At 70.2% G+C, this 22,384-nt stretch carries 24 protein-coding genes; 5 read left to right on the plus strand and 19 right to left on the minus strand.

The genetic code is table 11. The features are described 5' to 3' along the window. Nucleotides 1–71: 71 nt before the first annotated feature. The 5 genes from ACW14X_RS10230 to ACW14X_RS10250 are packed head-to-tail and all read right to left on the minus strand — an operon-like array spanning nucleotide 72 to nucleotide 4,893. Nucleotides 72–1,400 carry an ABC transporter substrate-binding protein gene (locus tag ACW14X_RS10230; RefSeq protein ID WP_457165524.1) on the minus strand — a complete coding sequence of 443 codons (1,329 nt, stop codon included), beginning with the start codon at nucleotides 1,398–1,400 and terminating at the stop codon, nucleotides 72–74. Next, nucleotides 1,397–2,479 (minus strand): branched-chain amino acid ABC transporter permease, encoded by a 1,083-nt coding sequence (locus ACW14X_RS10235; RefSeq protein ID WP_160025309.1) that lies wholly within the window; start codon nucleotides 2,477–2,479, stop codon nucleotides 1,397–1,399. Before ACW14X_RS10235 ends, ACW14X_RS10230 begins: the two co-directional genes overlap by 4 nt. 3 nt (nucleotides 2,480–2,482) lie before the next feature. Further along, complete coding sequence (locus tag ACW14X_RS10240; protein WP_160025310.1) at nucleotides 2,483–3,361, minus strand: branched-chain amino acid ABC transporter permease; 879 nt, start codon at nucleotides 3,359–3,361, stop codon at nucleotides 2,483–2,485. 9 nt (nucleotides 3,362–3,370) lie between these two features. Continuing rightward, nucleotides 3,371–4,075 carry an ABC transporter ATP-binding protein gene (locus ACW14X_RS10245; protein WP_160025311.1) on the minus strand — a complete coding sequence of 235 codons (705 nt, stop codon included), beginning with the start codon at nucleotides 4,073–4,075 and terminating at the stop codon, nucleotides 3,371–3,373. Next, the gene (locus ACW14X_RS10250) at nucleotides 4,075–4,893 is read right to left on the minus strand and encodes an ABC transporter ATP-binding protein (protein ID WP_350716708.1); all 819 of its coding nucleotides are present in this window, start codon (nucleotides 4,891–4,893) and stop codon (nucleotides 4,075–4,077) included. Before ACW14X_RS10250 ends, ACW14X_RS10245 begins: the two co-directional genes overlap by 1 nt. 156 nt (nucleotides 4,894–5,049) lie before the next feature. On the opposite strand from ACW14X_RS10250, the gene ACW14X_RS10255 reads away from it, so the two are divergent. After that, a complete protein-coding gene (locus ACW14X_RS10255) occupies nucleotides 5,050–6,264 on the plus strand; it encodes a PucR family transcriptional regulator (RefSeq protein ID WP_350716706.1) in 1,215 nt (404 codons plus the stop codon). A 72-nt stretch (nucleotides 6,265–6,336) separates the two neighbouring features. Here ACW14X_RS10255 and ACW14X_RS10260 read toward each other — a convergent pair whose 3' ends face one another. The 10 genes from ACW14X_RS10260 to ACW14X_RS10305 all read right to left on the minus strand — a co-directional run bounded on the left by ACW14X_RS10260 (nucleotide 6,337) and on the right by ACW14X_RS10305 (nucleotide 16,357). Continuing rightward, nucleotides 6,337–7,419, minus strand: a complete 1,083-nt coding sequence (locus ACW14X_RS10260) for an acyl-CoA dehydrogenase family protein (protein WP_457165525.1) — start codon at nucleotides 7,417–7,419, stop codon at nucleotides 6,337–6,339. A gap of 11 nt (nucleotides 7,420–7,430) precedes the next feature. Continuing rightward, entirely contained in the window at nucleotides 7,431–8,618 is a 1,188-nt protein-coding gene (locus ACW14X_RS10265; RefSeq protein ID WP_457165526.1) for an acyl-CoA dehydrogenase family protein, read from the minus strand. Next, on the minus strand, nucleotides 8,615–9,847 hold the full coding sequence (locus tag ACW14X_RS10270; protein WP_160025315.1) for an acyl-CoA dehydrogenase family protein: 1,233 nt from the start codon (nucleotides 9,845–9,847) through the stop codon (nucleotides 8,615–8,617). Before ACW14X_RS10270 ends, ACW14X_RS10265 begins: the two co-directional genes overlap by 4 nt. Before the next feature lie 3 nt (nucleotides 9,848–9,850). Next, the gene (locus ACW14X_RS10275; RefSeq protein WP_457165527.1) at nucleotides 9,851–10,885 is read right to left on the minus strand and encodes a phosphotransferase family protein; all 1,035 of its coding nucleotides are present in this window, start codon (nucleotides 10,883–10,885) and stop codon (nucleotides 9,851–9,853) included. Continuing rightward, nucleotides 10,882–11,517, minus strand: coding sequence for an HAD family hydrolase (locus ACW14X_RS10280; protein ID WP_457165528.1), 636 nt, complete (start codon nucleotides 11,515–11,517; stop codon nucleotides 10,882–10,884). Before ACW14X_RS10280 ends, ACW14X_RS10275 begins: the two co-directional genes overlap by 4 nt. Continuing rightward, a complete protein-coding gene (locus ACW14X_RS10285) occupies nucleotides 11,514–12,497 on the minus strand; it encodes an NADPH:quinone oxidoreductase family protein (protein ID WP_457165529.1) in 984 nt (327 codons plus the stop codon). The genes ACW14X_RS10280 and ACW14X_RS10285 overlap by 4 nt, the downstream gene beginning before the upstream one ends. Further along, nucleotides 12,494–13,270, minus strand: a complete 777-nt coding sequence (locus ACW14X_RS10290) for an SDR family oxidoreductase (RefSeq protein ID WP_457165530.1) — start codon at nucleotides 13,268–13,270, stop codon at nucleotides 12,494–12,496. The genes ACW14X_RS10285 and ACW14X_RS10290 overlap by 4 nt, the downstream gene beginning before the upstream one ends. Then, nucleotides 13,270–14,025 carry an SDR family oxidoreductase gene (locus tag ACW14X_RS10295; protein ID WP_160029184.1) on the minus strand — a complete coding sequence of 252 codons (756 nt, stop codon included), beginning with the start codon at nucleotides 14,023–14,025 and terminating at the stop codon, nucleotides 13,270–13,272. The genes ACW14X_RS10290 and ACW14X_RS10295 overlap by 1 nt, the downstream gene beginning before the upstream one ends. 338 nt (nucleotides 14,026–14,363) lie before the next feature. Then, on the minus strand, nucleotides 14,364–15,470 hold the full coding sequence (locus ACW14X_RS10300) for a GuaB3 family IMP dehydrogenase-related protein (protein WP_091051839.1): 1,107 nt from the start codon (nucleotides 15,468–15,470) through the stop codon (nucleotides 14,364–14,366). 68 nt (nucleotides 15,471–15,538) lie between these two features. Beyond that, a complete protein-coding gene (locus tag ACW14X_RS10305; RefSeq protein WP_160025320.1) occupies nucleotides 15,539–16,357 on the minus strand; it encodes a methyltransferase domain-containing protein in 819 nt (272 codons plus the stop codon). Nucleotides 16,358–16,534: 177 nt separating this feature from the next. Between ACW14X_RS10305 and ACW14X_RS10310 the strand changes: the two genes are divergently transcribed. Next, entirely contained in the window at nucleotides 16,535–17,218 is a 684-nt protein-coding gene (locus ACW14X_RS10310) for a winged helix-turn-helix transcriptional regulator (RefSeq protein WP_457165531.1), read from the plus strand. Here ACW14X_RS10310 and ACW14X_RS10315 read toward each other — a convergent pair. After that, the gene (locus ACW14X_RS10315; protein ID WP_160025322.1) at nucleotides 17,203–17,664 is read right to left on the minus strand and encodes a DUF3224 domain-containing protein; all 462 of its coding nucleotides are present in this window, start codon (nucleotides 17,662–17,664) and stop codon (nucleotides 17,203–17,205) included. The two genes, ACW14X_RS10310 and ACW14X_RS10315, sit on opposite strands and share 16 nt — an antisense overlap. A 63-nt stretch (nucleotides 17,665–17,727) precedes the next feature. On the opposite strand from ACW14X_RS10315, the gene ACW14X_RS10320 reads away from it, so the two are divergent. Then, nucleotides 17,728–18,525, plus strand: coding sequence for an AraC family transcriptional regulator (locus tag ACW14X_RS10320; protein WP_457165532.1), 798 nt, complete (start codon nucleotides 17,728–17,730; stop codon nucleotides 18,523–18,525). Here ACW14X_RS10320 and ACW14X_RS10325 read toward each other — a convergent pair. Both ACW14X_RS10325 and ACW14X_RS10330 read right to left on the minus strand, forming a co-directional pair. After that, nucleotides 18,503–19,000: an N-acetyltransferase family protein gene (locus ACW14X_RS10325; RefSeq protein WP_457165533.1), complete on the minus strand. Its 498-nt coding sequence runs from the start codon at nucleotides 18,998–19,000 to the stop codon at nucleotides 18,503–18,505. The genes ACW14X_RS10320 and ACW14X_RS10325 overlap by 23 nt on opposite strands. Then, nucleotides 18,990–19,430, minus strand: coding sequence for a rhodanese-like domain-containing protein (locus ACW14X_RS10330; protein ID WP_457165534.1), 441 nt, complete (start codon nucleotides 19,428–19,430; stop codon nucleotides 18,990–18,992). Before ACW14X_RS10330 ends, ACW14X_RS10325 begins: the two co-directional genes overlap by 11 nt. 92 nt (nucleotides 19,431–19,522) lie before the next feature. Between ACW14X_RS10330 and ACW14X_RS10335 the strand changes: the two genes are divergently transcribed. Then, the gene (locus ACW14X_RS10335) at nucleotides 19,523–19,984 is read left to right on the plus strand and encodes an Lrp/AsnC family transcriptional regulator (RefSeq protein WP_350838403.1); all 462 of its coding nucleotides are present in this window, start codon (nucleotides 19,523–19,525) and stop codon (nucleotides 19,982–19,984) included. On the opposite strand, the gene ACW14X_RS10340 is transcribed toward ACW14X_RS10335, so the two are convergent. Beyond that, nucleotides 19,939–20,817, minus strand: a complete 879-nt coding sequence (locus ACW14X_RS10340) for a helix-turn-helix transcriptional regulator (RefSeq protein WP_457165535.1) — start codon at nucleotides 20,815–20,817, stop codon at nucleotides 19,939–19,941. The genes ACW14X_RS10335 and ACW14X_RS10340 overlap by 46 nt on opposite strands. A gap of 118 nt (nucleotides 20,818–20,935) precedes the next feature. Here ACW14X_RS10340 and ACW14X_RS10345 point away from each other — a divergent pair, with 118 nt between their 5' ends. Beyond that, the gene (locus ACW14X_RS10345; protein WP_457165536.1) at nucleotides 20,936–22,357 is read left to right on the plus strand and encodes an MFS transporter; all 1,422 of its coding nucleotides are present in this window, start codon (nucleotides 20,936–20,938) and stop codon (nucleotides 22,355–22,357) included. The last annotated feature ends 27 nt before the right edge of the window (nucleotides 22,358–22,384 follow it).

Below are 22,384 nucleotides of genomic sequence, written 5' to 3' on the forward strand. Positions count from 1 at the left end.
AATCACTGTAACCGAGGCCGGTCCGTGAACGTGCAGCAACCTACTGATCAGTACCGATCACTCCGCCCATCTCACTCGGGCAGACCCGACGAGGGCGGGGCGTCCGAGGCGGCGCTGTCGTCCTCCTCGATGGGGGCGTCGCCGATGTCGGTGACGAGGACCGGCGTGAGCGGCTCGGAGGCACCGTTCTTGATCTCGACCACACTCATCCCGGAGATGCCCATGTGGGAGTCCTCGGAGAACCGGAAGGGCGCCATCCCGGGTCCTTCGAAGGAGGAACCCTCCTTCTCGATGGTCTCCACGATCGACTCGCGGGTCAGGTCCTTGCCATTGGCCTGCAGCGCCTGGACGAAGGTGTAGGCCTGCGACATGCCGTAGATCCGGTAGTTGGTCAGCTTCTCCGAGCCCTTCTTGGAGTACTCGTCCCAGACCTTCTGCCACAGCTTGACCCACTCGTCGTCAGGAGCGTCGACGCCGGGGATGTACTCGGTCGTCATCATCCCGTCCATCAGCTTCACGCCCTGCTCGGCCGGGATCTTGCCCTTGGTCATCGAGGCCAGCAGCCCGCCGACGAGCGCCGGGTCGGAGCCGACGTTCGAGTAGAACCACTTCGACTTGAAGCCGACGCCCTGCGCGGCGATCTGGCTCAGCGCGGTGTAGGACGGCGTGTTGAAGCCGATCACCAGGTCGACGCCCTTGGACTTGAACGAGGACATCTGCGGGGAGAAGTCGGTCGACCCACCCGGCGTGTACTTCTGTACGTCGACGATCTGGGCGTCGAGGAACTGCCGTGCGCCCTTCTCGCCGTCCTCGCCGAAGTCGTCGTCCTGCAGGAAGAGACCGACCTTGGCGTCGGGCATGTTCTCCTTGATGTACTGACCGATGACCTTGCCCTCGATCTCGTAGTCCGGCTGCCAGCCGAACGTCATCGGCGAGCCGGACGGGTTGTCGCCCCACTGCAGCGAGCCGCTGGAGACGAACAGGTCGGGGATGCCGTCGTCGTTGAGGCGCTGGACGACCGCGCGGTGCGTGGGGGTGCCGAGGCCACCGACCATCGCGAAGATCTCGTCCTGCAGGATCATGTCGTTGGTGACGGCGCTGGTGTTGGTCGGGTTGTACGCGTCGTCCTTGACGACCATCTCGATGTCCCGGCCGTGGACGCCACCGTTGTCGTTGACGTACTCATAGAACGCCTGGTGGCCCGACGGGATCTCCGAGTAGCCGGGCGCGGCCGGACCGGTCAGCGGGAAGTGCGCACCGACCTTGATCGAGGCGTCGGTGACACCGACCGCCGACCCGTCCTCGGACGGCCTCTCCTTCCCCGCGCCACAGGCCGCGAGGAGGGAGGCAGTGGTGAGGACACAGACGACCTGTACGGCTCTGCGTGCAGTGGTTCTCATGTTGTCTTCTCCTTGGTTGACCCGAGAGTTGAGCGCGCTAGGAAGGTGCGCAGGCTGCCGACGATCCCTGCCGGAGCGAGGAGGATGACGAGCATCAGCACCAGTCCGTAGACCACCGGGGTGACCTCCGCGGCCTGGGTTGCGCTGAGCCCGACCGACTCCCCGAGATCGGTGGCGAAGTGAGGAAGAAAGGCGAGTACGCCGGCCCCGATGAGCGCTCCGGTCAGGCTGCCGAGCCCGCCCAGGACGACGGCGGCCAGGAGCGTCAGGGAGAGCGTGATCGTGAACGCGCCCGGCGCCGTGAGACGTACGTTCATGGCCATCAGGCCGCCGGCCAGCCCGGCAGCCATGGCGCTGACCGTGAAGGCGACCACGCGGGCACGGCCCAGGTGGATGCCGGCCAGCTCGGCGGAGACGTCGTCGTCCCGCACCGCCCGCCAGCGGCGACCGACCCGCGAGCGACTCAGGTTGGCGAGCGCCACGAAGGTGATCGCGAGGAGCAGCCAGCCGAGGTAGGCGAGGAAGGAGTACTGGTCGATCTCCACCGCGGTGAAGAACCAGACCAGGTCCTGGATCCACGCCGGGAGGTCGGTCGCGCGGGGAACGGGCACCTGGAGCCCCTGCTCGCCGCCGAGGACCTCCCACTGGTTGGCCAGCCGGGGCACCGCCACGGCCAGCGTCAGGGTCGCGCCGGCGATGTACGGCCCGTGCAGCCGCGCCGCCGGGACCCCGACCACCACCCCGACCACGGCACAGACCGCGATCGCGACGAGCAGGGCGACGAAGACGTCGGCCAGGGTCTCGCCGCCGGTGCGCTCGAGCACCAGGGTGGCGGCGTACGCCCCGACGGCCATGAGCGCGCCGTGGCCCAGCGAAAGCTGTCCGGAGAGACCGGTCAGGAGCGTGAGCCCGCCGGCGGCGATGGCGAAGTAGGCCATCTCGGCGTAGCGGGTCTGCAGGTACTGGCTGGAGCTACCGATGACCGCCATCGCCACCACGAAGGCGACCAGGGCCACGACGAGGTGACGTGCCAGCGGCACCGAGGTCACCGGACGGACGAGTGAGCGCAGACGTTCCATGGGTCAGACCCTCCTGGCCGCAGCCGCCGCGAAGAGGCCGCTGGGACGTACCAGCAGCACCACCATCAAGATCCCGAGCGCGACCAGCGGCGCCAGGTGCTCACCGACGTAGCCGGTGACGTAGGAGAGCGAGAGGCCGAGGATCAGGCCGCCGATCACCGACCCGAGCGGCGAGTCGAGGCCGCCCAGCACGGCGGCGATGAAGCCGTAGATCACGAACGGGTCCATGAAGGCCGGGTTCACCAGGTCGCCGCCGGCGATGAGCATCCCGGCCACCGCGCCCACGGCCGCGGCGAGCGCCCAGCCGAGGGTGAGCATGCGGCCGACGCGGACGCCCAGGAGCCGGGACACCTCGCCGTTGAACGCGGACGCCCGCATCCGCAGCCCCAGGTCGGTGAAGCGGAAGAGGACCACGAGTCCGGCCATCACGACGGCGACCACGACGATCGTGAGGATGCCGAACGGGGTGATCCCGATCGAGGTGTCCCCGACGTTGATCGCGTTGGTGCTGACCGGGGCCGGGAAGCCGCGGTGCTGTACGCCGAAGGTGATCGCGGTCAGGCCGTGGAGCACCATGAACAGCCCGAGGGTGAGGATCACCGCGTTGAGCTCGGCCTTGCCCTCGACCGGGCGGATGATCACCCGCTCGATCACGGCGCCGAGCCCGAACCCGGCGGCGATCGCGGCCAGGAAGGCGACCCAGTAGGGCACGTCGGCGTTGATCAGCGAGAGCGCGATGTAGGTGGTCACCATGGCCATCGCCGCCTGGGCGAAGTTGACGATCCGGGTGGAGCGCCAGATCAGGCACAGGGCCAGCGCGAACGCGGCGTAGACCGCGCCCAGGACCAGCCCGCCGAGGGTGGTGTCGAGAAACTGCTGCATGTCTGCTCCTCAGAACCCGAGATAGGCGTGGCGGAGCTGCTCGTCGGCGGCCAGCTCGGCAGCGGGCGCCGAGGCGACGACCTTGCCGAGGTTGAGCACGACTCCGTGGTCAGCGATGGACAGGGCACTGCGGGCGTTCTGCTCGACCAGGACGACGGTGAGCTCCTCGGTCTGCACCAGTCCGCGGAGCAGGTCGAAGATCTGGGCCACCACCCGGGGCGCGAGCCCCAGGGACGGCTCGTCGAGCAGGAGCACGGTCGGTCGCGCCATCAGCGCGCGCCCGATGACGAGCATCTGCCGCTCACCGCCCGAGAGCATGTGAGCGGTGGCCTCGCGGCGCTCGCCCAGGCGCGGGAAGAGCTCGAAGACCCGCTCGACCGGCATCGGCTCGGAGCCGGTCGCGCGGTGCAGGCCGCCGAGCCGGAGGTTCTCGGTGACGGTCAGCTCGGCGATCACGCCGCGCCCCTCCGGGACGTGGGAGAGGCCGTACGAGGTCAGCTTCTCGGTCGCGGTGCGCGTGATGTCCTTGCCGTTCAGCGTCACGGTGCCCTTGCTGGACTTCACCAGGCCGGACACGGTGCGCAGCAGCGTGGTCTTGCCGGCGCCGTTGGCGCCCAGGACAGCGGTGACCTGGCCTCTCGAGGCGGTGAAGGTGACGCCGTTGAGCGCCTTGACGGGTCCATACGCAGCGCTCAGGTCCTCGACGGCGAACATCAGGCCTCCTCGGCGACGGTCAGTGCGTGGACCTCGGCGGCGTCGTCATGATCGACCTGGTCACCCAGGTAGGCGGCGAGGACGGCCGGGTCGTTGCGGATCTCGTCCGGCGAGCCGGCGGCGATGACCCGACCGAAGTCGAGCACCGTGATCCGGTGGCAGACGGACATCACCAGGTCCATGTGGTGCTCGACGAGCATCACGGCGGTGCGTTCGGTCAGGCCGGTGATGATCTCGCCGAGCTCGGTCATCTCCTCGGCGCTCAGCCCGCTGGCGGGCTCGTCGAGGAGCAGCAGCTCCGGCTCGGCCACCAGGGCCCGCGCGAGCGCGACCTTCTTCCGGATCGGGTACGGCAGGCTGCCCGGGTAGCGGGAGGCGTACGACTCGATCCCGAGCTCGCCGAGGACCTCGCGCGCCTTGGCGGCCAGCCGGGCGTCGTCGCGGTGGCCGAGCCCGAGCAGCCCGCGCACGAAGCCGGCGCGGGCGAGTCGGTCCGCGCCGACCATCACGTTGTCGAGCACAGTCATCCGCTCGAAGAGCCCGAGCCCCTGCAGGGTCCGGGCGATGCCGTGGCCGGCGAGCTGGTGCGGGCGGAGGTCGTGGATCGTCTCGCCGCGCAGCCGGAGCTCGCCCTCGGCGGGGCTGACGAAGCCGCACACGACGTTGAACAGTGTGGTCTTGCCGGCACCGTTGGGGCCGATGACGCCGAGCACCTCATGGGGCGCGACCTCCAAGGAGACGTCCTCGAGTGCGCGCACGCCCCCGAACCGGACCGAGACTCCCTCGACCGCGAACAGCGGTGGGTCTTCGCCAGGCATCTGCATCATGCTCCCTTCACCCGTTGTGACGGCTATCACTTTGGACTCTCCGCACAACTGGGGATATGGGCAGTGAGCACAAAATCTTTCGGGCGCTCCGACCGAGATTCCCTGGTTTACTGGCGGATGCGGCAGTGGGCATGGGACGCTCCGCACATGGGTGTGACGAGTGACACAGCTCCCGACGCGGAACTCCGCCCGCTGGTCGAGCGTGCCTGGGCCTCGCTGGTGAGCCAGGCGGACGCGATCGCCGACGACATCACGCTGACCCTGATCGCGATCCAGCCGGAGTGGCACCAGAACGCCGAGCCGTCGGTGCGGGCCGACCTGCGCTCGAGCACGCGGGAGCACGTACGCCGCGGCATCCGGGCCATGGCCGGAATGACCCCGGGAGCCAATCCGGTCGACCTGTGGCGCGAGACCGGCCGGCGGCGGGCGCGGCAGGGCGTACCTCTGGAGTACTGCCTCAACGCCTACACCGTCGGCACCCGGATGCTGTGGGAGGCGATGGTCCACCAGCAGGAGGAGCTCGGGATCGACGACCGGGTGATGGTGCTCGCCGGGCGCCAGGTGTGGACCGACCTGGACGTGCAGAACTCGGTCATGTCGGGGGCCTACCGGAAGGAGGCGGCGCTGCTGCAGCGTCGCGACCTGCAGCTCCAGGGCCGGCTCCTCGACGGGCTCGCCGAGGGTCGCGGCGGCGACCCCGCGTTCGCCGCCGAGGTGCAGGACATCCTCGGGGTCGCCGCCGACGCGCGGATGGCCTGCGTGGTCGCGGCCTTCGACGGCAACCGCGACTCACCGCTGCGCAACCCCGACGACCGCCTGGAGAAGGCCGGGCTGGTGTCGTTCTGGCACGTACGCGGCGACCACCACTTCGGGCTGGTCCCGCTGGGGTCGCGCCCGGTCGCGGAGGCCGTCGCCGATCTGGTCGACCAGCTCGCCTGCTGCAACTCGGGCCGGGTCGGGATCGCCACCGCCGACGACCTCAGCGGCTTCGGCACCGCCTTCCAGCTCGCCACCCACACGGTGGAGACGGTGCCCCGAGGACGTACGGACATCGCGGTCGTCGACGACCGCCTGCCGCAGGTGCTGCTGACCGCCTCACCCGCCGTCTCCCACCTGCTCGTACGCCGCACCCTCGGCCCGATCCTGGCGCAGCCGACCCACCAGTCCGACGTACTGCTGGCGACGCTCCGCGCCCTCATCGCGCACGGCGGCTCCCCCACCCACGCCGCCGAAGACCTGATCTGTCACCGCAACACGGTCATCTACCGCATCAAGCAGATCCAGGACCTGACCGCGAAGAGCATCTCCGACCCGCGCGACCGACTCCTGTTCGCTCTCGCCCTGATGGCGCTGGAGAAGTAGCCGAGACGTCACTCGCGCCGGCCGAGATGGCACCGTGGTGCCACCTCGGCCGACCGGCGTGACGCCTCGGCATCAGATGTCGACGAGGGCCCCCAGACGGTCGCGATGGAGGCCGGGGAGGCCGTACGCGATCTGGTCGGCCTTGGCCCGCTTGAGGTAGAGGTGGGCGGGGTGCTCCCACGTCATGCCGATGCCGCCGTGCAGCTGCACCGCCTCCTCGGCCGCGGTGACGGCCAGGTCACCGCAGTACGCGGCGGCGACGTGGGTCGCGATCTCGGTCTCCCTCGCATCTCCGAGAGCCAGCGCCCCGGCGGCGTAGCGGGCAGTCGCGCCGGCACCCTCGACGTTGGTGTAGAGGTCGGCGAGCCGGTGCTTGAGCGCCTGGTAGCCGCCGACGATCCGGCCGAACTGCCGCCGGACCTTGAGGTACTCCACCGTCGTGGTCAGGCACCACTGCGCCACGCCGACCTGCTCGGAGGCCATCAGCGCGGCCCCGGCCAGCAGCCCGGAGCGTACGCCCTCGGCACCGCGCTCAGCGGCCACGACCACCTCGCCGGCCGCCGGATCGAGGGTGACATCGGCGAGCTGGCGGGTCATGTCGAGCGAGCTCACCGGGGTGATCGTCGCCCGGTCCGCGGGAAGGGCTCGGATCTCGATACCGTCGGGCGTCGCCACCGGCACCAGGAGCGTGTCCGCCTCCAGAGCGCCGGCGACCGACCGGATCTCGGTCTCGACCGGCTCCAACGGCTGGACCGTCGTGGTCGCGAGCGACACGGCCAGGGCTGCGGTGCGGTCCCCCGAAGCCAGTCCGGCCAGCAGCTCCGCACCGGCCTCGGTGGGCCCGGCCAGCAGGACCGAGGTGGCGACGACGGAGCTGGTCAGGAACGGCACCGGGGCAACCGCCCGGCCCAGCTCCTCCAGGACCACGGCGGCCTCACGGGCGGATGCCCCGGCACCACCGTAGGACTCCGGGATCAGCAGCCCCGCGAGCCCGAGCTCGCTGGCGAGCCCCTTCCACAGGACCGGGGTGAGCGAGCTGTCCCCGTCGTACGCCTTGACCACGTCGCCCGGCGAGCAGTGCTCGGCCAGGAACGACCTGACCGTGGACCGCAGGTCGGCATCGAGCTCGTTGTCGAGCAGTTCGACATCGCTCATCGCGGGCTCCTTCATCGGGGAATGGCCTTCCAGGAAACGTCCTTGTCGACCCGGTGCTCCCCGGGGAGACCGAGGACTCGCTCGGCCACGATGTTGCGCAGGATCTCCGAGGTGCCGCCCTCGATGGAGTTGCCCTTGGCGCGCAGGTAGCGATAGACCGCGTCGCGGCCGCCGAAGTCGACGTGCTCGGGCCGGACCATCGCCCAGCCTTCGCCGTCCTCGTAGCGGAGCCCTTCCTCGCCGCGCAGCTCCAGATCGAGCCCGGTGAGCTGCTGGTTGATCTTGGCGAAGGTCAGCTTCATCGCCGACCCCTCCGGGCCGGGCTGGCCGACGGCCAGCTTCTGCCGCAGCCGTGCTCCCGTCAGCCGAGCCACCTCCGACTCGACCCACAGCTTCAAGAGCCGGTCGCGCAGCTCCGGGGTGTGGTTCTCCGGATGCGTACGCCACGACTCGGCGACCACGCCGAGCATCCCGCCCTCGCGGGGCATCGCGGCGCCGCCGATGGCGACCCGCTCGTTGTTGAGCGTGGCGTTGGCGACCTCCCATCCCTGCCCGACCGCGCCGAGGCGGTGGGCGTCGGGGATCCGCACATCGGTCAGGAAGACCTCGTTGAACTCCGCCTCGCCGGTGATCTGGCGCAGCGGCCGCACCTCGACGCCCGGATCGTGCATATCGCACAAGAAGTAGGTCAGACCGCGATGCTTCGGGACATCCGGATCGGTGCGGGCTACGAGGATCGCGAAGTCTGCGTTGTGGGCGCCCGAGGTCCACACCTTCTGCCCGTTGACGACCCATTCGTCACCGTCGAGGACGGCTCGGGTCGCCAGGCCGGCGAGGTCGGAGCCTGCGCCGGGCTCGGAGAAGAGCTGGCACCAGATCTCCTCGCCGCACCACAGCGGCTCCAGGAAGCGAGACTTCTGCTCCGGGGTGCCGTAGGCCAGGATCGTCGGCGCGGCCATGCCGAGCCCGATCCCGTTGCGTCGCGGGTTGTTGTCGGGGGCGCCGGCCGCCTCGAAGAGGTCGGAGACCAGCGGCTGCAGGGCGCGCGAGGCGCCGAGACCACCGTGGCCCTCGGGGAACGCGACCCACGCCAGCCCCGCCTGGTAGCGGGCGTGCAGGAAGGCACTCGGCTCGGTCGTCGCGACCGGGTGCTCGGCGAGAAACTCCTCGACGCGGCCGCGCAGCTCCTCGGGAGTCACTGCCGTCCCTCCCGCCGCGCGGCCTGCTTGCGCAGCTCGGCCTTGGCCAGGGCGTTCTTGTGCACCTCGTCGGGGCCGTCGGCGAACCGCAGCGTACGGATGCCGGCGTAGGACTTGGCCAGCGGGAAGTCCTGCGAGAGACCACCGGCACCGTGGGCTTGGATCGCCTTGTCGAGGATCCACTGGACGGTCGCCGGAGTGGCGATCTTGATCGCCTGGATCTCGGTGTGGGCGCCCTTGTTGCCGACCGTGTCCATCAGCCAGGCGGTCTTGAGGACCAGGAGTCGCAGCTGCTCGATCCGCACCCGCGACTCGGCGATCCAGTCGCGGATCACGCCTTGCTCGGAGAGCGGCTTGCCGAAGGCGACCCGCTCCTCGACCCGGGCACACATCAGCTCGATCGCCCGCTCGGCCAGACCGATGGAGCGCATGCAGTGGTGGATGCGGCCGGGGCCCAGGCGCGCCTGCGCGATCGCGAACCCCATGCCCTCGGTGCCGATGAGATTGCCCGCCGGGACACGTACGTCGGAGAAGATCAGCTCCGCGTGGCCGCCGTGGTCGTGGTCGTCGTAGCCGAAGACCTCCATGCCGCGCTTGATCGTGAGGCCCGGGGTGTCGCGGGGCACCAGGATCATCGACTGCTGCTTGTGACGCTCGGCGGACGGGTCGGTCTTGCCCATCACGATGAAGATCTTGGCGTTCGGGTTCATCGCGCCGGTGATCCACCACTTGCGGCCGTTGATGACATACTCGTCGCCGTCGGGCACGATCGAGGTCTCGATGTTGGTCGCGTCGGAGGAGGCGACGCCCGGCTCGGTCATCGCGAAGGCGCTGCGGATCTGCCCGTCCAGGAGCGGCTCCAGCCACTCCTTCTGCTGGGCCTCGTTGCCGAAGTCGTGCAGCACCTCCATGTTGCCGGTGTCGGGCGCGGCGCAGTTGAACGCGGCCGGCGCGAGGTGGCTGCGGCCGGTGATCTCGGCCAGCGGGGCGTACTGCAGGTTGGTCAGGCCCGCCCCGCCCTCACCGGGCAGGAAGAGGTTCCACAGGCCGCGCTTGCGGGCCTCGGCGCGGATCTCGCCGAGGATCGGCACGCTGTCCCAGGCCCACTTGTCGTCCTGGGCCGCGAGCTGCTCCTCGAAGACGGCCTCGTTCGGCTCGACGTACGTCTTCTGGAAGTCCCATACCGAGGCGACGAGCTCCTCGGTCCTGGCGTCGGGTGCGAAATCCATGCGTCACTTCTCCTTCATTGCAGACAGTCCCATGTCCAGGAGCGGGTGGATCCCGTCCCCGATCTTGTCGAAGCCGGGCCCCACGGTCTGGCCCTTGAGGTAGCGGTAGTGGATCCCCTCGAGGATCGCGGCGAGCTTGTAGGCGGCGAGCCCGCGGTAGAAGCCGAACTCGCTCAGGTCACGCGGGCTGGCCGCGTCGTAGCGGGCGATGATCTCGTCCTCGGAGAGCCAGCCGGGGGCGTTGCTGACGTCGGTCACGGTGCCGTCGCCGGAGACCGAGGCCATCCGCTGGTAGGTGAGCAGGATCGCCAGGTCGGTGACCGGGTCGCCGAGCGTGGCCATCTCCCAGTCGACGACGGCCTTGATCTGGTCGGCCTCGTCGGTGAGCACGTTGTCGAGGCGGTAGTCACCGTGCACGATCCCCGGCCCGGTCGAGGCGGCCTCGGCGGCACCGACCCGCGCCTCCAGCAGCGCGTGGAGCTCGTCGGCTGCGGGGAGATCGCGGGAGTACGACGCCTCGAGCTGCTTCTTCCAGCGCCGGACCTGCCTGCTCAGGAAGCCCTCGGGGCGGCCGAACTCGCTCAGTCCGACCTCGGCCGGGTCGACCGCGTGCAGCGCGGCCATCACGTCGATGAGCTGCTCCGAGATCGCCTTCGTGCGGTCCGCACCGAGCGGCTCGAGCTCGCGGGCGTAGCGGTAAGGCCGGCCGTCGACCTTCTCCATCACGTAGAACGGCGCCCCGAGCACCTCCTCGTCGTCGCAGAACGCGAACGTGTGCGGCACCGGTACGTCGGTGTCGCGCAGCGCGGTGATCACGGTGAACTCACGCTTCATGTCGTGCGCGGTGGCGAGCACGTGCCCCAGCGGCGGACGGCGGACGATCCACTCGTGGGTGCCGTCGGAGACGGCGTACGTCAGGTTGGACTTGCCTCCGGAGATGTGGGTGGCGCTCAGCTCGTGGCCGGCGCCTGTCACGTTTTTGGCCAGCCAGGGGCCGAGCCGGTCCAGATCGAGTCCGGGCAGCGATTCGGTCGTCACACGGCACCTCCGAGGGTGGGAATCATGCGGGCGAGCGCCGCGCGGGTGCTCGCCGAGTCTGTGTGCAGCAGGGCGTCGAGGCCGACCGCCCGGGCGCCGAGGACGTTGGGCTCTGCGTCGTCGATGAAGAGGCACTCCTCGGCCGGGAGACCGAGCCTGCTCAGGGTGCGGTCGAAGATCGGCGCCTCCGGCTTCCGCATGGCGACCTCCTCGGAGATCACCACCACCTCGAACAGCGCGTCGACCTGCTTGCGCGGGTAGAAGTTGCCCCAGCTGTTGGAGAGCAGGGCCAGCCGGATGCCGGCGTCGCGGAGCTCCTCGGCCAGCGCGAACATCTCCGGGTTGGGGCGCATCCCGGCGAAGAGCCGGGACAGGACGCCGTCGGGATCGACCGGGTTGCCGTCGTACGTCTCGAGGCGAGCGGCCAGGAGCTGGTCGAACTCCTTGACCGAGAGCTCGCCGAGCTCGAGGCGGTGGATCGGGGTGCCGGCGTCGGCGTAGCGGCCCAGCCACTCCTTGAGCACCTTCGTGAAGCTCTCCGGCTTGATGCCGTCAGCCTCCAGCCAGGCCCGGATCGAGTCGCCGATGGGCGTGGTCAGCACCCCGCCGTAGTCGAAGATGACCGCCTTCATGCGACGTACACGACCCGTCCGACGGTGGTGCCGTCGGCAAGGCGCTGTACGCCGTCGGCCACCTCGTCCAGGGACAGCTCCTCGCTGACCAGCGGCTTGATCGAGCCCTCGGCCGCCATCCGGGTGAGCTCGCGGTGGCACTCGGCGACCAGGTCGGGCGCGAGCGCGTTGTAGAGGCCCCAGTGGAGTCCGACGATCGAGTAGTTCTTGATCAGCGAGTGGTTGAGCGCGGCTTCCTGGATGCGGCCGCCGGCGAAGCCGATGATCAGGATCCGGCCCTCGAAGGCGATGCACTTGGTGGAGCGGTCGTAGGTGTCGCCGCCGACCGGGTCGTAGATCACGTCGGCGCCCTTGCCGCCGGTGACCTCCTTGACCACCTTCACGAAGTCCTCGGTGTGGCGGTCGATCACGACATCCGCGCCGAGCTGCTTGGCGACCGCGGCCTTCTCCGGCCCGCCGACGACACCGATCACTGTCGCTCCGGCGGCCTTGCCGAGCTGGATCGCGGCGCTGCCGACCCCGCCCGCGGCGGCGTGCACGAGCAGCGTCTCGCCAGGCTGGATGTGGGCGCGGCGGTGGAGCGCGAACCAGCCGGTCTGGTAGCCGATGTAGAGGCTCGACGCCTCGGCGTCGGTGAGTGCCTCCGGAGCCGGGAACGTGGTCGCGGCGTCCATCAGCGCGAGCTCGCCGAAGCCGCCGTACGGCAGCGACCCGCCGCCGATGACGCGATCTCCGACCTGGAACCCCTCGACGCCGTCGCCGAGCGCGACGACCTCACCGCACAGCTCGACGCCGGCAGTGAACGGCAGCTCGGGCTTGACCTGGTAGAGGCCACGGCACATGAGTACGTCGGGGAAGTTGGCCGGGCTGGCCAGCACCTTCACGACGAGCTGTCCGGCTCCGGGGGTCGGGTCGGGCACCTCCTCGAGCCGCATCACGTCCTGGGGCTCGCCGAGCGAGCCGATCCGCCACGCCTTCATACCTGTCCTTCCACGTGCTGCCAGAGTCGATTCATCCCGCCGAGCCACTTGTCGGTCTGCGTCGCCCGCGCGGCGTAGTAGTCGCCCACCTCCGGGTGCGGCAGCACCAGGAAGCGGTCATCGGTCGTCGCTTCCCAGGCCGCATCGGCGACCTGCTCGGGCGTCAGCGCTCCGTCACGGCTGAGCAGGCCCGCCATCGGTCCCGATCGCTCGAGCATCCCGGTCTGCACACCCTGCGGGCAGATCGCCTGCACGACGATCCCGTGGTGGCGGTAGGTCGCCGAGAGCCACTCCGCGAAGGCGACCGCGGCGTGCTTGGTGACCGAGTAGGTCGGCGTACCGACCATCATCAGCAGCCCCGCCGCACTCGCCGTCACCACGTAGCGACCGCTCCTCCGCTCGACCCAGTCGGGGACGAGGAGACGCGCCGCCCGGACGTGGGCCATCACGTTGACCTCGTGCGAGGCCTGCCAGTCCTCCTCGGGACAGTCCAGGCCGATGCCGCGGTCGATGCCGGCGTTTCCGTACCACGCGTCGATCTGGCCGAGGTGGTCCTTCGCCGCCTCGACGAGGCGGGCCACGCCCTCGACCGAGGCCGCGTCACCGGCCACCGGATGGGCGCCGATCTCCTTGGCCGTCTCGGTCAGGCGTACGTCGTCGATGTCGTTGACCACGACGCGGACGCCCTCGGCGACGAGGCGGGCGGCGAGGGCACGGCCGATCCCGCCCGCGGCGCCGGTGACGACGGCGGTGCTGCCTGGGGCCGGCGCCATCAGACGCGTCCGCCGGCGAGGGTGAGGCCGCCGTCGACAGTGACGAGCTGGCCGGTCATCCAGCCGGCGTCCTCGGAGAGGAGGAACGACGCGACACCGGCGATGTCCTCGGGGGTGCCGAGGCGCTTGAGCGGGTATGCCGCCGAGACCTCCTGCTCGCGGCCCTCGTAGAGGAGCTCGGCGAACTTGGTCTTCACCACGGCCGGGAGGATCGCGTTGACCCGCACCTTCGGGCCGAGCTCGACCGAGAGCTCCTGGGTGATGTAGCTGAGCATCGCCTTGCTCGCGCCGTACGTCGCGATCAGCGGGGTCGGAGCCAGGCCGGCCACGGAGGAGATGTTGACGATCGCGCCGCCGTGCTCGGACATCCACGCCCGCCAGACCTGCTGGGTCCAGCCGATCGGCGAGAGGCAGTTGACCTCGACGGTCTTGCGGGCCGACTCGCGGTCCATGTCGATCAGGCCGCCGGCCTTCGGGTTGATGCCGGCGTTGTTGACCAGCAGGTCGGCGCTGCCGAAGGTGTCGATCGCAGCCTTGACGACCTCCTCCTGGTGCTCGGGGTCGTCGGCCTTTCCGGCGATGCCGAGGGCGACCTCTTTGCCTCCGAGTCCCTCGACCGCTTCCGCGAGCGCCTCGGGCTTGCGCGCCGTGATGACGACCTTCGCCCCCTCGTCCACCAGCCGCTGGGCGATGCCCAGACCGATGCCCCGGCTGGCCCCGGTGATGATCGCCGTACGTCCCTCGAACCTCGACATGCTCATTCCCTCGTGTGCTCGGCTAATCTAAGCGCTTGCTTAGGTGGTGACAGCGGTCACTCTACGGGGTAGCCCAAGAACATGGAAGGTCGGCGTCCAACCAATGCCGAGAAGTCGGCCGCGCCGGCCGAAAGGTCGCTCCGGTCGGCCGAAGCGTCACCTGCGGACGTCTCGGCCGACGTACGCGACGCCTCGATCTGCGGGAGTGACGCCTCGACACGGGGCCGGACCAGCCGAGGTCAGTCGTCGAGAACGCAGTTGTGGGCGACGAAACGAGAGTTTCGTCGCCCACAACTACAGATTCGGCCCGCCAGAAGTGCGGACTCGGCGGAGGGTCGTCAGCCGACGACGACCTCGATCCGCTGGAACTCCTTGAGGTCGGTGTAGCCGGTGGTGGCCATGGCGCGCTTGAGGGCACCGACGAGGTTCATGGTGCCGTTGGCGACGTGCGAAGGCCCGAAGAGGACCTCCTCGAAGGTGCCGACGGGCTCGAAGGCGACGCGCTCGCCGCGGGGCAGGTCGGCGTGGTGGGCCTCGTTGCCCCAGTGGAATCCCTTGCCGGGGGCATCCGTCGCCCGCGCGAACGGGCTCCCGACCATGACCGCGTCGGCGCCGCAGGCGATCGCCTTGGCGATGTCGCCGGAGCGGCCGACGGCGCCGTCGGCGATGACGTGGACGTAGCGGCCGCCGGACTCGTCCAGGTAGTCGCGGCGCGCGGCGGCGACGTCGGCCACCGCGGAGGCCATCGGCACGGCCACGCCGAGCACGGTGCGGGTCGTGTGCGCCGCACCGCCGCCGAAGCCGACCAGGACGCCGGCCGCACCGGTGCGCATCAGGTGGAGCGCAGCCTGGTAGGTCGCGCAGCCGCCCACGATCACCGGCACGTCGAGCTCGTAGATGAACTCCTTGAGGTTGAGCGGCTCGGCCTGCGAGGAGACGTGCTCGGCCGAGACCGTGGTGCCGCGGATGACGAAGAGGTCGACGCCGGCGTCGACGACGGCCTTGGCGAACTCTTTCGTACGCTGCGGGGACAGCGCCCCGGCCACGGTGACGCCCGAGGCGCGCACCTCGCGCAGCCGCTCGGTGATCAGCTCGGCCCGGATCGGGGCCTCGTAGATCTCCTGCAGACGCCGGGTCGCGTCGACGCCGCTCAGCTCGGCCAGCTCGTCGAGCAGCGGCTGCGGGTCGTCGTAACGGGTCCACACGCCCTCGAGGTTGAGCACCCCGAGGCCGCCGAGCTTGCCCATCGCGATCGCGGTCGACGGCGACATCACCGAGTCCATCGGCGCCGCGATGAGCGGGATGTCGAAGCGGTAGGCGTCGATCTGCCAGTCGGTGCTCACCTCGGTGGTGTCACGGGTGCGCCGGGACGGCACGATCGCCACGTCGTCGAAGGCGTACGCCCGTCGTGCTCGCTTGGCCCGGCCGATCTCGATCTCAGTCACACGACGGATTGTTCCACGGGACCGGATCGAGATCGGAAAGGCCACACGCACCGAGCGAGCACGACCGGCTAGCTACGCACCGCGGTCAGCAGCAGGTACTCCCAGTTCATCACCCCGGCCGTGATGTAGCGGTCCCCCAGCTCGGCGAGCGCGGCGTCGAGCTCCGCCGTCCGCTCGGCGTCCTCGGCGATCCCGCGATAGGCGACGATCGTCGGCCCGTAGCAGGCCTTGAAGAAGTCACGGAACTCCGCGCCGGTCTCGAACGAGTCGATGGCGACCATCCGCTTCTCGGCCTGGACGGAGGTCACCTGGTCGCCCAGCAGGCCGCGTACATGGGTCTCGTCGCCCCATCGCGGCGGCGGCTGCGCCCCCTGGGGCGGCGGTGCCATGAACGGCTTCATCGTGGCGAACATCTGGCCGATGAAGCCCTCCGGCGTCCAGCTGACCAGGCCGATCCGGCCGCCCGGCCGGACGACCCGGAGCAGCTCGGACGCGGCCTTCTCGTGGAACGGCGCGAACATGATGCCGACCGTGGACATGACCACGTCGAACGCGGCGTCGTCGAACGGCAGCGCCTCGGCGTCGGCGACGCGCCAGGTGACGGAGTCGGCTCCTGCCTCTTCTGCATGAGCCTGCCCGATCTCGAGCAGCTCCGGCGTCAGGTCGCTCGCGGTCACGTCCGCCCCCGCGAGGGCAGCGGGGACGGCGGCGTTCCCGGTGCCGGCGGCGATGTCGAGTACGCGGTCGCCCGGCCCGATCTCGCAAGCCTCGACGATCACCTGGCCGAGCTCGGGGATGAGCTCGTCGGCGACCCGGGCGTAGTTTCCCAGCCCCCACATCGTGCGGTGCTTGGCCTTCAGGTCGGGTGAAGCTGGTGTTGCGGTCATGTCTTCCTCCAAGACGTTGACCCGAGACTTGATCTGGAGGTTCCAGCCTCACCCGGTGCCGTCGCCGGCGGATAGTGCCGGATCTGAACTCATCGAAGTTCAGGATCTGTACTTGCTGTCCGCCCTCGTCAGCGGTCTACTGATGACAGGATCTCGGGCTGCAAAGGAGGCGGTCCGGTGGCGGGATACGGCCAGTTCTGTCCGGTGGCTAAGGCCATGGAGGTGCTCGACGAGCGGTGGACGCTGCTCGTCGTACGCGAGCTGCTGCTCGGCAGCACCCACTTCAACGAGCTGCGCCGGGGTGTGCCCAAGATGTCGCCGGCCCTGCTCTCCAAGCGTCTGCGGACGCTGGAGCGCGCCGGCATCATCCAGCGCCGCGGCGAGAAGCAGCGCACGTCCTACCACCTCACCGCCAGTGGCCAGGAGCTCGCCACGGTCGTCACCGCGCTCCACCAGTGGGGCACCCGCTGGGTCGGCGAGCTCGGCCAGGCCGACCTCGACCCGCACCTGCTCTTCTGGGACATGCGCCGCACCATCCCGATCGACGTGTGGCCGCGACGGCGCACCGTGGTCGAGTTCCGGCTCACCGACGTCGAGCCGAAGGTCGCGCGCTGGTGGCTCGTGGTCTCGGCCGACCAGGCCGAGGTCTGCGACTTCGACCCCGGGTTCGAGGTCGACGCGCGGCTGACCGGCAGTCTGCGTACGCTCACCGAGATCTGGCGCGGCGACCTCGCCTGGCCGATGGCGCTGCGCGCCGAGATGGTCGCCATCAGTGCCGCCGAGGACGTACGCCGCGCCGTCCCGGCCTGGCTCGGCCAGTCCTCCGCGGCCCACGTCCCGCGCCCTCAGCTCCAGTCGTAGGACAGAACGAAGCCGTACGCCTCGCCGCCGCCCTCCTCGGAGAGGACCAGGTCGGCCTCCCCGACGAGACCCTCGAGGCCGCCGGTGCCGAGCCCGGGGATGATCGTGAGGTGGGAGCGCACGGTCTTGTCGGCGTACGCACCGCTGATCCGCCACACGCACGAGCCCTCCTGGCCGGCGATGGAGCCGGTGAACTGCTCGTACGCCTCGAAGACCGCGCCGCCGGCAGGGTTGCCGTAGGCGCCGATCATCCGCGCGACACCCGTGCCCTGGATCTCGCCCGCGTAGGTGTAGTCGGTCTCGGCGGTGGTCAGGCCGCGGTGGGGGATGTAGACGTCGTCGCCCATCGTGGTGCCCTCGCCGTCGATGTCGACGTAGGCCGCCTCGTGCCAGCGCGCGACGGTCATGGTGGTGCTCGCCTTGTTGCTGTAGCTCTTCTCGGTCATGGGTCCAGCCTGCTGCGGACACCAGGGCCGAGGATTGAAGGAACGCGCCATATCGTTGGCGGCATGGCCGACGACACCGAGGGCAAGGGCTATCCCGACGCGATCGTGCGCCCGGTGACGGCGGCCCGGACGATCACCACCGAGCGGTTCGCGGTCTCACCGGCGCTGGCGGGACACGTGGACTACCACTGGTACGTCGGCTGGGAGCTCGAGCACCCGCACGACCAGCAGGTCATCCCGCAGCCGCGGATCCACGTCGCCGCCGAGGACGGCCGGCTGCTGGTGCACGGCATCGGCCGGCGCCCGTTCGTCCGGCATCTCACCGGCCGCGGCCACACGCTCGGTGTCTCGTTCCTGCCCGGCCTCTTCCGCCCGGTGCTCGGCAGCCGGGTCAGCGCGATCGCCGACCAGGTCGTCCCGGCCCAGGACCTCCTCGGCGTCGACGACCGGCCGGCCGCGGAGCGCATCCTCTCCGTCGCCGATCCCGCGGAGATGGCCGCCGCGATGGAGTCCTACCTCCTGGAGGTCGGCCTGCCCACGGACACGGTCGCCGAGGACGTACGCCGCTGGGCGGTCCTGGCCGAGGAGGACCGCTCGATCACCCGGGCCGAGCAGCTCGCCGACCGTGCCGGCGTGAGCCTGCGGTCGCTGCAGCGCCTGTTCAGCGAGTACGTCGGGATCGGCCCGAAGTGGGTCGTGCAGCGGTTCCGCGTGCTGGAGGTCGCCGCCCGCGCCCACTCCGGTGAGGTCGACTGGGCCGCGGTCGCCGCCGAGCTGGACTTCAGCGACCAGGCCCACCTGGTGCGTACGTTCCGCGACGTCGTCGGCGCTCCTCCGGCTACGTACGCGAAGGATCTGTGAGCGGCAACGTGAACCGCGCCTTGGCGTCGTCGCGCGCGCCGGTGCGTCGGTAGAAGCGGATCGCGCCCTCGTTCCACGCCGGCGTCTGCCACTGCAGCTCGCCGGCGCCGGCCGATCGCGCCTCGGCCTCCACCGCCCCCATCAGGAGGCGGCCGGCCCCGCGACCCCGAGTGGCCTCCCGCAGGTAGAGGCAGTCGAGATGGGCGTACTCGGCCGCCTGCCAGGTCGAGGCCTCCAGGCTCCAGCTCGCATAGCCGACCAGCACGTCGTTCTGGACGGCAACGAGCACACGCACCCGCGGCCGAGGGACGAACAACCACGCCGCCAACGCGGTCTCGAGGTCCGGCCGCGGCTCACCGGCTCGCTCGTAGCGGGCGTGCTCCCGGATCAGCTCGACCAGCTCGGGCAGGTCGTCGACCCCGGCGGGACGGATCGAGACGCTGCGGGTCAGGCGGATCCTGGGGTCAGCAAGCACAGGAGATCGCGTCCAGCGGCGCGGTCAACGGGTCCTTCGCGCGGAGGACGGGGCCATGCTCGTCCTCGACCGGATAGCCCTCGCGGGCCCAGTACTCGAAGCCGCCGATCATCTCCTTGACCTGGTAGCCGAGCTTCGCGAACTCGAGCGCGGCCCGAGTCGCGCCGTTGCAGCCCGGCCCCCAGCAGTACGTCACGACCGGCAGGTCCACGGGGATCTCCGCGGGAGCCCGGGTGGCGATCTCGGCGGTCGGCATGTGGACGGCGCCGACGACGCGGCCCTGGGTCCAGGCTGCCTCACCACGGGAGTCGACCAGCACGAACCGGATGCTCGCTGACTGGTCGGCGTACACGTCGGAGGCGTCGGTCTCGAAGGCGAGCTTGCTCGCGAAGTGGGCGACGGCATCGGCGGGTGCGGCGGGGAATTTCATGCCTGAACCGTACTGACGCCAGAACGCGATCTGAAGGCTCGTTCCCCGGCATCCAGAGCCGATGGCCTTCGATTTCATGGCATTCTTGCGCGGTGCCCGTGAATATCCCGTTCGAGCCCGACAAGGTCGACACCGCCATCCTGAAGTCGCTGCAGACCAACGGCCGGCAGAGCATCGCCGACCTGGCCCGACACATCAACATGAGCCACAGCGCCGCCGCCGAGCGGGTGCGCCGGCTCGAGGAGTCCGGTGTGATCGCCGGCTACGGGGCACAGGTCGACCCGGAGCGACTCGGTTTCACGATCCTGGCCTATCTGCGCCTGCGCTACCCCAGCAGCAACTACGACCCGCTCCACAAGCTGCTCGCCGGCCAGCCCGAGGTCATCGAGGCCCATCACGTCACCGGCGACGACTGCTTCATCATGAAGGTCGTGGCCACCAGCATGAAGCACCTGGAGCAGGTCAGCGGCAGGATCGGCACCCTGGGCAGCGTCACCACCAGCGTCGTCTACTCGTCCCCGTTGCCGCCGCGGCCGCTGCTGCCGCCGAGCTGATCGGCCGAAGACGTCGCAGCCAGCGTGGCCAGCGCGTCCGCCGACGGCGAGCCGGGCTCGGCTCGGTAGAGCACGATGCGCTGGCTGGTCTCGGGCAGCACCATCGCCTCGTACGCCAGGTCCATCCGCCCCGCCACCGGATGCCGCAGCCGCTTGATCCCGTAGCCGCAGTCCATCACCGGATGCTCGGCCCACAGCTCGGCGAACAGGTCGCTGCGCTGGACGAGCTCGCCGACCAGGCAGCTGAGGATGTGGTCGTCGGGGTGCAGGCCCGATGAGTAGCGCAGGAAGCCGACCATCTGCAGCCCGGTGCCCTCGGGGTCGACGAACAGCTCCGGCCCGTCCGGCTCGAGGAAGAACCGGCGAATGAGGTTCGGGCGGTGGGGACGGCCGGCGTAAGGCGCGTCGAAGTCCAGGCCGTGGCCGTAGAGGCGGTGACCGAGATCGTTCCAGGCGAGCACGTAGTTGGCGTGGTCGACGATGAGCGCCGGACCGGGGTAGTCCATCACCATCGCCACCGCGGAAGGGCGCGGCTCCACGTCGCGGCCGCCCGAGACCGTCTCGACGGGACGCGCCAGCCGACGCAGGTGGTCGTGCTCCTCGGCGCTCAGCCGCAGCGCCCGGGCGAGCGAGCCGATCACTGCGTCGGAGGCGTTGTGGTGGGCTGCCTGCTCGAGCCGGGTGTAGTAGGTCGGCGAGACGCCGGCCAGCATCGCCAGCTCCTCACGCCGGAGCCCGGGTACGCGACGAGCGCCGTAGGACACCAGCCCGGCGTCCTGGGGACTGATCGCCGCCCGGCGGCTGCGCAGGAACTCTCCGAGCTCGGTCGTCATGGTTCCTATAGTGCGGCCGCGCGGAGTTTTCTTCCTGACCCTGTCAGTGCCAGGCAGGCGGGTGGGTGGCAGAACAGGTGTCTGGCTGGCGTACGTCATCTGCCAGAGCGTTGATGTCATGACCCTCACCACCCAGGCCGAGCCCGTACGCCCGGCCACCATGACCCGCGGACAGCTGCTGGTGCTCCTGTTGCTGCTCGCGTCCCAGTTCACCCTCACCGTCGACTTCTCGATCCTCAACGTGGCGCTGCCGACCGTCGGCGCCAGCCTCGGCTTCGCCGAGGCAGACGTGCAGTGGATCGCGACCGCGTTCGCGCTGTGCGCGGCCGGGTTCACGCTGCTCTTCGGCCGGATCGGCGACTACGTCGGCCGGCGGCGGGTCTTCCTGGTCGGCATGGTCGCGCTGGGCGCGGCCTCCCTGCTCGGCGGGGTCGCCACCTCGCCCGAGCTGCTCCTCACGGCCCGGGTCGCCCAGGGTCTCGCGACCGCCGCGGTCACCCCCGCGGCGCTCTCCCTGCTCACCGTCTCCTTCCCGGAGGGACCGCTGCGCCAGCGTGCTCTGGGGCTGAACAGCGTGGTGATGTCGACCGGGTTCACCGCCGGGGCGGTGCTGGGCGGCGTACTCACCGATCTGCTGTCGTGGCGCTGGGCGTTCCTGGTCAACGTGCCGATCGCGCTGCTGGTGGTCGCCGTCGCGCCGTTCGTGCTGCGTGACTCCGCCGACCGGGAGCGGTCGCGGCTCGACCTCCCGGGCGCCGTGCTGGTGACGTCAGGGCTGCTCGCGCTGGTCTACGGCGCGACCCGGCTGGGAGAGGCGGGCATCGCCGACATGTGGGGGCTGGCGGCGATCGGCGCCGCGGTGGTGCTGCTGGTCGCGTTCTGGCGGGCCGAGTCCACGCACCCGCACCCGCTGGTGCCGCTGCACATCCTCACCCGCCGCACCATCGGCTTCGGCAACATCGCCGGCTTCGCGACCTTCGCCTTCGAGTCGTCGCTGGTCTTCGTGCTGACGATGTACCTGCAGCACGTCCTCGGCCTGAACGCTCTGCAGACCGGGCTGATGCTCGTCGCGATGGGGGCAGGGGCGATCATCGGCGGCTCCGTCGGCTCGCGGGTCATCGAGGCCTTCGGCGTACGCAACACCGTGGCCGGCGGGCTCGCGATCCAGGCGGTCACCACCGGCGCGCTCGTCCTGATCGGGCCCTCGGCCGGCTGGCTGTGGTTCATCGGTCTGATGAACTTCATCGGCGCCATCGGGCACGTCGCCGCGATCGTCGGGTTCATGGTCGCGGCGACCTCCGGACTTCCCGACCACGAGCAGGGCCTGGCCACCGGGCTGGCGATGATGACCCAGCAGGTCGCGATCGCGCTCGGCATCCCGATCATGTCCACCATCGCCACCGCCGCCGGCGGAGTCGCCTCGCTCGGAGCCCTCCAGGTGGCGATCGCGGTCAACGCGGTCCTGGTCCTGGCCGCGGCACTGCTCGTGGCCGTCGGACTGCCCCGGGCGCGGTCCATCCTCCGAAACTCTCCACACTAAGTTGATGAAGTCAGTAGACTTTTACTC

It is taken from the genome of Nocardioides sp. YJ-D4 (assembly GCF_054031495.1).

Excerpts from the sequence above, each read along its gene's own strand:
- ACW14X_RS10250 (WP_350716708.1), bottom strand. The coding sequence starts at position 4,893 with ATGCCTGGCGAAGACCCACCGCTGTTCGCGGTCGAGGGAGTCTCGGTC.
- ACW14X_RS10320 (WP_457165532.1), top strand. The coding sequence starts at position 17,728 with ATGGCCGACGACACCGAGGGCAAGGGCTATCCCGACGCGATCGTGCGC.
- ACW14X_RS10245 (WP_160025311.1), bottom strand. The coding sequence starts at position 4,075 with ATGTTCGCCGTCGAGGACCTGAGCGCTGCGTATGGACCCGTCAAGGCG.
- ACW14X_RS10315 (WP_160025322.1), bottom strand. The coding sequence starts at position 17,664 with ATGACCGAGAAGAGCTACAGCAACAAGGCGAGCACCACCATGACCGTC.
- ACW14X_RS10260 (WP_457165525.1), bottom strand. The coding sequence starts at position 7,419 with ATGAGCGATGTCGAACTGCTCGACAACGAGCTCGATGCCGACCTGCGG.
- ACW14X_RS10270 (WP_160025315.1), bottom strand. The coding sequence starts at position 9,847 with ATGGATTTCGCACCCGACGCCAGGACCGAGGAGCTCGTCGCCTCGGTA.
- ACW14X_RS10345 (WP_457165536.1), top strand. The coding sequence starts at position 20,936 with ATGACCCTCACCACCCAGGCCGAGCCCGTACGCCCGGCCACCATGACC.
- ACW14X_RS10285 (WP_457165529.1), bottom strand. The coding sequence starts at position 12,497 with ATGAAGGCGTGGCGGATCGGCTCGCTCGGCGAGCCCCAGGACGTGATG.
- ACW14X_RS10280 (WP_457165528.1), bottom strand. The coding sequence starts at position 11,517 with ATGAAGGCGGTCATCTTCGACTACGGCGGGGTGCTGACCACGCCCATC.
- ACW14X_RS10330 (WP_457165534.1), bottom strand. The coding sequence starts at position 19,430 with ATGAAATTCCCCGCCGCACCCGCCGATGCCGTCGCCCACTTCGCGAGC.
- ACW14X_RS10340 (WP_457165535.1), bottom strand. The coding sequence starts at position 20,817 with ATGACGACCGAGCTCGGAGAGTTCCTGCGCAGCCGCCGGGCGGCGATC.
- ACW14X_RS10230 (WP_457165524.1), bottom strand. The coding sequence starts at position 1,400 with ATGAGAACCACTGCACGCAGAGCCGTACAGGTCGTCTGTGTCCTCACC.
- ACW14X_RS10240 (WP_160025310.1), bottom strand. The coding sequence starts at position 3,361 with ATGCAGCAGTTTCTCGACACCACCCTCGGCGGGCTGGTCCTGGGCGCG.
- ACW14X_RS10290 (WP_457165530.1), bottom strand. The coding sequence starts at position 13,270 with ATGGCGCCGGCCCCAGGCAGCACCGCCGTCGTCACCGGCGCCGCGGGC.
- ACW14X_RS10305 (WP_160025320.1), bottom strand. The coding sequence starts at position 16,357 with ATGACCGCAACACCAGCTTCACCCGACCTGAAGGCCAAGCACCGCACG.
- ACW14X_RS10255 (WP_350716706.1), top strand. The coding sequence starts at position 5,050 with ATGGGTGTGACGAGTGACACAGCTCCCGACGCGGAACTCCGCCCGCTG.
- ACW14X_RS10235 (WP_160025309.1), bottom strand. The coding sequence starts at position 2,479 with ATGGAACGTCTGCGCTCACTCGTCCGTCCGGTGACCTCGGTGCCGCTG.
- ACW14X_RS10295 (WP_160029184.1), bottom strand. The coding sequence starts at position 14,025 with ATGTCGAGGTTCGAGGGACGTACGGCGATCATCACCGGGGCCAGCCGG.